Genomic DNA, 9,646 nt, shown 5'->3' on the forward strand with positions numbered 1-9,646 from the left:
TTACCGCGTTTTGCGGGAGTTCGCCGAAGCGGGCACGGCGCGCGGTGTTATGCGGCTTTGCGCCGTTCCACGCCTTGCGGGCTTGCCTGCGCCGTCAAAGCGTAACTGTGCTCGCGTCGATCCATCGCACGGCCCAGTCGCGTGCGTGCGCGATAGCTGCGGCTTCGTCAGCGAAGCGCAAGTCGGCAGGGAAAAATCGATTGGCGACGAGTTCGCCATCGCTCGATCGAGAAATGACGACATAAGGTTGATACGTGCCGTCGCCAGCACGCGCCGGAGCGCAATTCAGCAAGTAGCCGCGATGCGTAAATGCAGCGTCGAAGTGCATGTGTGTCACCCGCCCCTGACTGCCTCGTCCATTTATTGTGGCGCGAGCATGCAGGATCGTGCGGCAAAGCCACATCATGAGCCCTCGCCTGACTCGTTAATCGGAAGCGCGCCAACTCGTTGAAAGAGGATCATACTCCTGTGAAAAAGGCCGATCCAACGAAAAAAATGCAAAATCGCTGGAGGCGTTCTCCAGGCGAACCGGCTTGCGTTTCAATCCGATTCAAAATTCGCGGGCGTCGCACTGGAACGGCGCTTGCTGAATTCATGGCACCCTGGTCTTCCACGGAGGAGGCATCATGAATCGCACCGACGACACGCTCAAAGCCACCCCGAGCGACGCTAGCGCGCCGCAGGCGCGACCGCGCAGCGCCGAGCTGCACAACGACCGCACGCACGACAGTTCGGTGGACACCGACGGCAAGAATCGCGAGGCCGCGCGCCTGGCGGGCGACGGCCTGATCAGCCCCGACGAGGTGACGACCAGCAACGCCTCGCTCGTCAACAGCGTGGCCGAGGCCAATGATGGCCTCGCGGGCTACGACAGCCGCGCGGGCGGGCACCGCCTGCTATTCGCGCTGCAGTCGGGATACGAGGTCATCGACAAGGGCATGACCGCACCCGAGCTGCCCTACGACTTCGACTGGCAGTTCGACGACCCGCGTGAGCCCGGCGAGCGGCGCAACCCGGGGCGTATCCACTACGCAATCAACCACATGCGACCCACACGCGTGGTCGAGTTGCTGCGCAAGACTTGAGCGACAGCCTTCGCTCGGCGGTTAGCCACTGGCTTGGCTTGGCGCGCCCGCGAAGGCCCCACCACGCCATCCGCTACCCCGCACCGCTGCCCCTCTGCCGTACTGCCACCCGCGGCGTGGCGCGGTGGTCCGCGTGCAATTATCCTGGCCAATATTGCTTTACCTTGGCGGAATCAAACTGCATTCAGTCGAATACTATTCACCTGAGATGAAATGCATGGAGAAAATCGAAAGCCGATAAATCAATGGTCATTACCCCTGGCAGAACGCATTCTTTTTCCACTTTTGAAATAAAGCCCGACTCTATTAGCATCCAATGAAATGCATTCGCGCGGCACTTGCACGCTGTTCGGAATCCACTGAAGCTCTCTGCGCCCGGAATCCGACAGAAATGACCCCAAACAGACAAGATTGCCGAGTCGAGGCGATCTGGTGAGGATTTAGTGATAGATTCTTACATCATAAGAAGCGCGGGGTAGAGGTCGAGGGCTTGGCCCGCGACTCTGCCCGCGCAGATGGAGAGTGTTGACGTGCCTCTACATTTCATAGAGCAGATGTCGCCCGTACTCGACGCGCCCGAAGAGGCAGCGTGGTTTGACGCGGTGATGAAGCTCACCAGTTCGTGGGGATTCAGCCAGGTCATGCTGGCTATCCTGCCGCGCCCGGGCATGAGGCTCGAGGACGCGTTCATCCGCACGAACTATTCGTCCACCTGGCGGCAGACGTACAACGACCACGGTATGGCGTACTTCGACCCTACCGTTTCACATTGCACAACGCGCTCGTCGCCGCTCATCTGGTCGCCGGAGTTGTTCGCGACCGAGCAGCAGCAATCGATGTATGAAGAAGCCCGCTCGTACGGGCTGCGTGCCGGCATTACGCTACCGATTCACGGCCCGCGGCAGGAAATCGGCATGTTGTGCTTCGTCAACGATGTGAACCCGACGGATGGGTTTTGGGACGACGTGAATCGCGCGCTGCCAAATCTCGTCCTGCTGCGCGATCTCGTGCTCGACACGAGCCAACGGCACTTGAGCGACCATGTCCAGTCGCTGATCCCGAAGCTCACGCCACGGGAGAAGGAATGCCTCAAGTGGACTGCGCTAGGCAAGTCCACCTGGGAGATTTCTCACATCCTGAATTGCTCCGAAGCCGTAGTGAACTTCCACATGAAGAACATTCGCGGGAAGTTCAACGTGAACTCGCGGCGAGCGGCAGCCGTGATTGCAACCCAGCTGGGTCTTATTGACCCGGGCTAAACTGCATCGGCGCCTCGGGACGGCGCAGCACGCGTTCAGCGCGGCCAAGATCGCCGTCCGAAATCGTCTTGTTGAAATACAGTCCAAGCAGGATCGACACGGGTGGCGGAATTTCCGCGCCCGACTCGAACCGGCTCCCGCGCGACTGTGTCACGCCAAAGCGCGCCCAGAACCGGCGCTGGCTCTCTTTTTTCTTCTTCCGATACGCAATGGTCAGGACGCGGTCGATTACCGACGACAGCTCCCCAGGTGACGAAAGGGTACTCGCACCCGCGTGCCATTGATTGTCCATTAGTTCCATGATGACTCTCGCTGTCAGATATGCCTGATGAGTGACTGCCGCCGGGATGATTCTCCTGAAGAGGCCCTACCTCCGCACCTACCTATCTAGATAGGTGTTTTTTTATATTCATAACGCATAGCTTTCGAACCGTACTGTCGTGCTTCCACAGGAAACGGGAGAGTTGTTATGCAAGCTGCGATACGGATCGGTCAGAGACAGGACTTTGACAACGAAGACATCAACGAGATGTACCGGTTGCGCGCTCGGGTGTTCCGCGACCGGCTAGGCTGGGACATCCCCACCATCGCCGGCATGGAAATCGATGGATACGACGCGCTCGGGCCCCATTACATGCTGATCCAGGACCCGGCCGGCAAGGTGCGCGGCTGCTGGCGACTGATGCCCACCGAAGGCCCCAACATGCTGCGCGACACCTTCTCGCAACTGCTGCAGGGGAAGGCTGCGCCCGCGAGCCGCAATATCTGGGAGTTGAGCCGCTTCGCCATCGAGTCGGGCAACGACCAATCGTTCGGTTTCGCCGACGTGACCATCGGCGCAATGCGCGCGGTCGTCTCGTTCGCCGACCGTGCGGGCATCCAAAGCTACGTGACGGTGACCACGACGCCGATCGAGCGCCTGTTGCGACGCACGGGAATCGAGTTGACGCGGCTCGGCGCGCCCATGCGCATCGGCGTGGAGAATGCCGTCGCGCTGGAAATCGCGATGAGCCAGCAAACGCACGACGCGCTGTTCGGGCAACTGGCGCATGCGGCCTGAAGGCGCTGCAAGAGAGGGATTGGCTTGCGGGCAGGCCGAATTTTGTCTGACAAATTCGACGTGGCGGCCCTGCGCCGGCTCGCCGCCCACATGTGAAAGGCCTTCCGGCCTCAGGCCTCAGGCCTCAGTCGGCCTTGGCTTCATCGGCCTTCACATTGTCGTTTTTTTGCGCGGCGGCGCCGCGGCTGAAGCGGATGTGGGAAATCCGTCCCACGCACAGCGCGGCTGCGAGCGCCGCACAGCCCGTCAGCCCGATCCCGAGGTGAATCGCGTCCACCAGCACGTGCCGCACCGCATCGATCAGCGCCGCGCCGTCGAGCCCCGCCGCTTTCATCTGCGCGACGAGGCTGTCGCGCAACGTCGCGTCGATCAGGACACGCGGGTCGGCGAGTTGCGGTTGCCAGCGTTGCTGCAACGGCGCGCCGAGTACCGCCAGCGCGTCGCCAACACCCGCCGCATAGCGATGGTTGACGATGGTCGCGACGATGCTGGTGCCGAGCATGCCGCCCACCATGCGCGTGGACTGCAGCAAGGCAGTCGTAATGCCGAAGCGCTCGCGCCCGGCGATCTCCTGGCCGAACACATTCAGGTTGTTGAGGATGAAACCGAGCCCGATGCCCACCGCCGACATCGCCAGTTCGAGCCACAGGTGATCCGTGCGCCGCGACGCGAACGCGAGGCTCGCCGATGCCGCCACCAGCAGGCTGAAGCCCACCGTGAGTATCGTCGTCGGCTTGCGCAGCCGGATCACGATGCGCGTGTTGATCAGGCTGCCGAGCGCGATGCAGGCGGCGATCGGCGTCGCGAGCAGGCCGGCCTCCTGGGGTGACAGCCCGAAGCCGCCCTGCAGAAGGAGCGGCGCGAAGAAGATCAGCGAGAACATCACGAAGCCCGAAAGCGTCGAGAGCGTGAACAGGGTCACGAGCTGTGCATCGCGAAAGAGATCCAGCGGAATGATCGGATGCGTGGCGCGCCGTTCGCAGACGAGCAGGGCAATCGCGCCGGCGAGCACCGCCACCGCAAGCGCGGCGTTGCCGGCCGTCAGGCCATCCTTCGGTGCCGCCTCGATGAAGGTCTGAAAGCCCCCCAGTACCAGTGCAACGAGTGCGGCTCCGGTCCAGTCGATGCGTATCTCGCCGGTGCGCGCCGGCTGGTAGCGCGGCAGATGCACCCAGATGAAGTAAAGTGCAAGCATACCGACCGGCAGATTGACGAGGAAGGTCGAGCGCCAGCCGAAATGCTCACTGAGCCAGCCGCCCAGAGACGGCCCTGCCGCCGTGCCGATGCCGTAGGCGGCGGCCATGACGACCTGCCAGCGCACCCGCGCGCGTGGGTCCGGAAAGAGATCGGGAATCGAGGCGAATGCCGTGCCGACCATCATGCCGCCCCCTACCCCCTGCAGCGCACGCGCCGCTGCAAGAAAGCGCATGTCGGTCGCGAGCCCGCACAGCACGGAAGCCAACGTGAACACGATCACTGCGGCGATCACGAAGCGCTTGCGGCCGAAGTAGTCGCCGAGCCGGCCGAACACGGGCACCGTCACGACGGAGGCCAGCAGGTACGCGCTGGCGATCCACGCGTAAAACTCGAAGCCGTGCAGTTCGGCGACGATCGAGGGCAAAGCGGTGCTGACGACGGTCTGATCGAGCGCGACGAGCATGTTGACGAGGCCGATGCCGAGCATGGCCAGCAGCGCGTCGCGAAACGGCAGGTTGGCGGAAGAAGGTTTCACGGGAGGGGAAAACGGCGTGGGGCGAAAAAGACGAAACGATAGCGGTATGACGGTGCGGGCGCAACTAAACGAAAAAGCGGCAAAGCGGACGTAAAAACATACGAAAGTGCGATATTCCGACGCAGCCCTCTCGATCTTCCTTCGTGCCCCCTCCATCTTTCATACAATCATGCCGACTGCAGCTTCGCTCGCGATCCTTTAAGCTTCTCGCCAGTCAAAGACACGCCGCGACCGGCCCGGCATGACATAACCACAGGCCGCGTGATTCTCGATCCCACCCAAAGAGGAGGTAGATCTTATGTACAAACGCATCCTTGTCGCAGTCGACGGCAGCGCGACGTCGCGCCGCGCCTTCGAAGCCGCGCTCGATCTGGCGAAAGCGATGGGCTCGAAGTTGCAGCCGTACTACGTGATCGAGAACACGCCCATGTATTTCGACGCACCCGGCTACGATCCGTCGATCCTGCGCAACCAGATGATCGCGCAGGGTAACGAACTCGCCGAAGAGATGAACAAGGCGATGACCGAGCGAGGCGTCGAGGGCGCCATGCTCACCGGCGAAGCCTCCTCGCTCGACGACGTCCCGACGCTCGTGCTCAGCGCCGCGAAGGCAGAAGGTGCCGATCTGATCGTGATGGGCACCCACGGCCGCCGCGGCTTCCAGCGCCTCATTCTCGGCAGCGTCGCGGAACGCTGCGTGCGGCAGTCAACACTGCCCGTCCTCCTTATTCCGTCGGCTGCAGGCAACGTCGCCGAAAGTGGCGATCAGTAATTTCTTAAATGCGCCGCAACATCGCGCATTATCCAGGAAACGCTTGCGCGTCGTCAGAAGCCGCGCAAGCGACCTCTGACAAGGCTCAATACTCTTCATCTCAAAAGCGCGTCATTTTGTCGCTAATTTGAGATTTGCCCCGGTGGACAATGCATAGACACAGATCAAAGGAGCATTGTCGATGCGGACCCCTACCGTCGTTTCTCACACTACCGTGCGTCGCAGCAACGGTATGCCCGCGGCCCCGCGCACGTCCACGCGCTGCTCGGCTTGTGCGATGCGGCATCTGTGCATGCCGCAAGGCCTCAATCTCGACGATCTGCCGAAACTCGAAGCGTTGATCTGCTCCGCACGCAGCGTGCGGCGCGGCGAGGCCGTGTACCGCACCGGCGATCCGTTCGATAATCTCTACGCCGCGCGCTCGGGCTCGCTCAAGACGGTCATGGCGCACCGCGACGGCCGCGAGCAGGTCACCTGCCTGCGTCTCGCCGGCGACCCGCTTGGCCTCGACGGCATCAGCACCGGCTTCCATACCTCCAGCGCCATTGCGCTCGAAGACAGCTCGGTCTGCATCATTCCCTACGCGGCGCTCAAGCACATGTGCCGGGAAACCGGCGCGATGCAGGACCGGCTGCACCGCCTCATGAGCGAGCAGCTCATTCGCGAATCGTCGCAAATGATGGTGCTCGGCTCACTCTCCGCCGACGAGCGCGTGGCGGCCTTCCTGCTGGACGTTTCCGAACGCAACGGCCAGCGCGGCTATTCCCACGCGGAATTCAATCTGCGCATGACGCGTGAGGACATGGGCAGCTATCTCGGCATGACGCTCGAAACGGTGAGCCGCACCCTGTCAAGATTTCAAAAGCGCGGCCTGATCGACGCCCAGGGCAAGCTGATCCGCATCATCGACCTCGAAGGTCTGCGTCACCTGTAATCCACAGTACGCTGCAGGGCACCCGAAAAGGGACGCCCACCCGCAGCTGCTCCTTGGAACCTCCTGCGCCGCGCTCAGGTAACGCGGCATTGACGTTGGCACAACTCCTGCGCAGGGATAAAGTCTCGTACTACGCCCTCGCAAGGAGTATGGCCGAAATGCAACCCCCGCATCCGCCCACGCTCGCCGCCCGTCTCACGCATGCGCGCGCAGCCAGCGACGCCCTCTTCGACGTCGTCAAGCCCGAGTTTCTCTATGAGCGCCCGATTCGCGAGCGTCACCGCATCGTGTTCTATATCGGCCATCTGGAGGCGTTCGACCGCAACCTCTTCGACAGGCGCCTGTTCGATCTGCCCTCCGCGGACTCCCGCCTCGACCAGCTGTTTGCTTTCGGCATCGATCCCGTCGATGGCGGATTGCCGACCGATACGCCCGCAGACTGGCCCGCCCTCGCCGAAGTCCACGCTTACGGGCGCGACGTGCGTAACCGCATTGATGAACGGCTCGCCGCCTTCGACCTGCCGCCCGATGCCCCGAATCACGATACGCCGGCACAATTGCTGAACGTTGCGATCGAACACCGCCTGATGCACGTCGAAACGCTCGCCTACATGCTTCACCAGTTACCGCTCGCGCAAAAGCACGCGCATGATCTCCCGCGGGCGCATGCCGCGCATCTCTACGCCGTGAAGCCCGAGATGGTGCCGGTGCCTGCGGGCCGCACGGAACTCGGCATGACCGTCGAGCGCGGCGTGTTCGGCTGGGACAACGAGTTCGGCGAGCAGCAAGTCGCAGTGGAGGCGTTCGACATCGACCGCTATATGGTCACAAACGGCTCGTTTCTCGAATTTATCGAGGACGGTGGCTATCGCAGGCGCAACCTCTGGAACGACGCGGACTGGGCCTGGAAGGAAAGCGCGCGGATAGCGCATCCCGTGTTCTGGTCGCGCGGCGCCGAAGGCTGGCGACTGCGCACGATGTTCGAAGATATCGCACTGCCGCTCGCGTGGCCGGCGTACGTAAGCCACGCGGAAGCAAGCGCCTTTGCGCGCTGGCGCGGCGCGAAGCTGCCGAGCGAGGCGCAATGGCAGCGCGCGGCCCATGGCGCGCTGCCGTGCCAGACCGACAACTTCGATTTCCGCAACTGGAACCCGGTGGCTGTCGACGCGACGCCGGACAGCGCCAGCACGTGGGGCGTCGAAGGCCTCTACGGCAACGGCTGGGAATGGACGTCGACGCTCTTCGGGCCTCTGCCCGGTTTCAAGCCGTTCCCGTTCTACGAAGGCTATTCAGCAAACTTCTTCGACGGCCAGCACTACGCGATGAAAGGCGGCTCGCCGCGCACAGCGCAGTGCATGTTGCGCCCGACCTTTCGCAACTGGTTCCAGCCGCATTACCAATACGCTTACGCGGGTTTCCGCTGCGTTCGGGATTGACCCATAAAGCGGAAGTTGAAAATAAATTCCAGCTTCCGCTTTGATGCAGTTTCTTTCAACCAATGAACAACGAGGTAGATGCCCCGCATCCGCTGATGGCGAGGCTCAAGGCAATCAGGAGGCCCTCGCGCAGACCTTGCAGACGGCGCGCCCCGAGCCATACGAGAAGGAGTACGTAAGAAAGGATGGCCTCGACCTCAACGAAACCATTCTTGCACTCATAGAGGTCATGCGCGGCGAATCCCGCAAGGCGGAGGTCGAGCTCATCGTACAGCTGGGCCACGGGTTCCCGCCGATACAGGGCGATCGGGTGCAACTGCACCAGGTCATGCTCAATCTGATGATCAATGCCCTTGAAGCGATGAGCGCAGCGAACGTCGGCGAACTGAACTCTTCTGATCCCTCGCTAGCTGGCAACCGTGACCCTCGTCGTTGGCGTCAGCTACGCACCCCCCGCATCGAGCGACTCGAATTGCGCGCTGAGCGAGCGCACCTGCGGTAGCACCTGCGATAGCACCCCGACGGTCCCTGCACCCGTGGCCAGGGGACACCGGCGGATCGTGGACCCCGATTATCTCCGTATGGAGAAATCTCTTGATTACTAGCTCCATTTGAATTATCTTCACATGGCGATAATTTGCGGGCGCCCGCCACGCTTGTCTGGAATAAAACTGGAGTTCTGGGTCTCATGGCAGTGCCTTCGATCGACGATGTCCACGGAAAGGGCTTTCCGGGGAGCCCTCTCCGGCGAACCAATAAACTGCTCAAATCGCGCAGACACGGGCGGTTCCAGGAAAACAGGAAGTCGAGAACACTCGCCATCTCAGTACTCGCCGTACTGTCCCTAAGCGCATGTGTTGCCGGTCCCGATGCCCCTCAGCACGTAGCACAGGCCCGCGCCAATCAACTAGGTCTTGCCACGCAGAGCGCGGGAATTGGTGCGCGCTGGTGGGAGTCGTTCGACGATCCGCAACTGAGCCGATTGATCGACGAAGGCGTGAAACGCAATCCGACTGTCAAGGCTGCACTGGCAAGAGTGCGTACGGCTGATGCGACGGTCGGCGTTCAGCGCGCCGCTGAGCTACCTCAGGTGTCAGCGGACGGCCAGGTGCTCGAGCAGCGCTTTAGTGATGCTTACCTCATCCCACCACCCTATGCTGGCACCACGCACTGGATACCAACGGTTCAGGCCAACCTCGACTGGGACCTCGACTTATTCGGCCGGCAGAAGGCGGTCGTGGCGATTGCGCGTTCAGATGCCGAAGCAGCGGGGTTGGATGCGGCCGAAGCCCGCCTGATCATTTCCGCCAGCATCGCACAGACCTATATTGGGCTGGCGAGGGCGCAGCAATTGATTCGGGTTACGAA

The 9,646-nt window shown here is 62.1% G+C and carries 11 protein-coding genes; 8 read left to right on the top strand and 3 right to left on the bottom strand.

Annotated elements, in window-relative coordinates:
* Positions 1 to 94: 94 nt before the first annotated feature.
* Positions 95 to 328 (bottom strand): hypothetical protein, encoded by a 234-nt coding sequence (locus tag VMJ11_RS32425; RefSeq protein WP_321915468.1) that lies wholly within the window; start codon positions 326 to 328, stop codon positions 95 to 97.
* Between the two features lie 298 nt (positions 329 to 626).
* Here VMJ11_RS32425 and VMJ11_RS32430 point away from each other — a divergent pair, with 298 nt between their 5' ends.
* Both VMJ11_RS32430 and VMJ11_RS32435 read left to right on the top strand, forming a co-directional pair.
* On the top strand, positions 627 to 1,085 hold the full coding sequence (locus tag VMJ11_RS32430; protein WP_325625136.1) for a DUF3005 domain-containing protein: 459 nt from the start codon (positions 627 to 629) through the stop codon (positions 1,083 to 1,085).
* A 554-nt stretch (positions 1,086 to 1,639) separates the two neighbouring features.
* Entirely contained in the window at positions 1,640 to 2,344 is a 705-nt protein-coding gene (locus tag VMJ11_RS32435; protein WP_325625147.1) for a LuxR family transcriptional regulator, read from the top strand.
* Here the strand turns inward: VMJ11_RS32435 and VMJ11_RS32440 are convergent.
* Positions 2,328 to 2,645, bottom strand: coding sequence for an XRE family transcriptional regulator (locus VMJ11_RS32440; protein ID WP_414694550.1), 318 nt, complete (start codon positions 2,643 to 2,645; stop codon positions 2,328 to 2,330). The genes VMJ11_RS32435 and VMJ11_RS32440 overlap by 17 nt on opposite strands.
* Before the next feature lie 168 nt (positions 2,646 to 2,813).
* On the opposite strand from VMJ11_RS32440, the gene VMJ11_RS32445 reads away from it, so the two are divergent.
* Positions 2,814 to 3,404: an acyl-homoserine-lactone synthase gene (locus tag VMJ11_RS32445; protein WP_325625137.1), complete on the top strand. Its 591-nt coding sequence runs from the start codon at positions 2,814 to 2,816 to the stop codon at positions 3,402 to 3,404.
* 124 nt (positions 3,405 to 3,528) lie between these two features.
* On the opposite strand, the gene VMJ11_RS32450 is transcribed toward VMJ11_RS32445, so the two are convergent.
* The gene (locus tag VMJ11_RS32450) at positions 3,529 to 5,088 is read right to left on the bottom strand and encodes an MFS transporter (protein WP_325625150.1); all 1,560 of its coding nucleotides are present in this window, start codon (positions 5,086 to 5,088) and stop codon (positions 3,529 to 3,531) included.
* Between the two features lie 346 nt (positions 5,089 to 5,434).
* Here VMJ11_RS32450 and VMJ11_RS32455 point away from each other — a divergent pair, with 346 nt between their 5' ends.
* The 5 genes from VMJ11_RS32455 to VMJ11_RS32475 all read left to right on the top strand — a co-directional run.
* Entirely contained in the window at positions 5,435 to 5,908 is a 474-nt protein-coding gene (locus VMJ11_RS32455) for a universal stress protein (protein ID WP_325625139.1), read from the top strand.
* 181 nt (positions 5,909 to 6,089) lie between these two features.
* Positions 6,090 to 6,842, top strand: a complete 753-nt coding sequence (locus VMJ11_RS32460) for a helix-turn-helix domain-containing protein (RefSeq protein WP_325625141.1) — start codon at positions 6,090 to 6,092, stop codon at positions 6,840 to 6,842.
* Positions 6,843 to 6,991: 149 nt separating this feature from the next.
* Positions 6,992 to 8,278, top strand: a complete 1,287-nt coding sequence (locus VMJ11_RS32465; RefSeq protein ID WP_414694552.1) for an SUMF1/EgtB/PvdO family nonheme iron enzyme — start codon at positions 6,992 to 6,994, stop codon at positions 8,276 to 8,278.
* Positions 8,279 to 8,321: 43 nt separating this feature from the next.
* Entirely contained in the window at positions 8,322 to 8,780 is a 459-nt protein-coding gene (locus VMJ11_RS32470; RefSeq protein WP_325625144.1) for a hypothetical protein, read from the top strand.
* Positions 8,781 to 8,966: 186 nt separating this feature from the next.
* On the top strand, positions 8,967 to 9,646 hold a 680-nt coding region (locus VMJ11_RS32475; RefSeq protein WP_325625146.1), incomplete at its 3' end, for a TolC family protein.

The sequence above is a fragment of the Paraburkholderia sp. genome, from assembly GCF_035501035.1.
Taxonomy (GTDB): Bacteria; Pseudomonadota; Gammaproteobacteria; order Burkholderiales; family Burkholderiaceae; genus Paraburkholderia.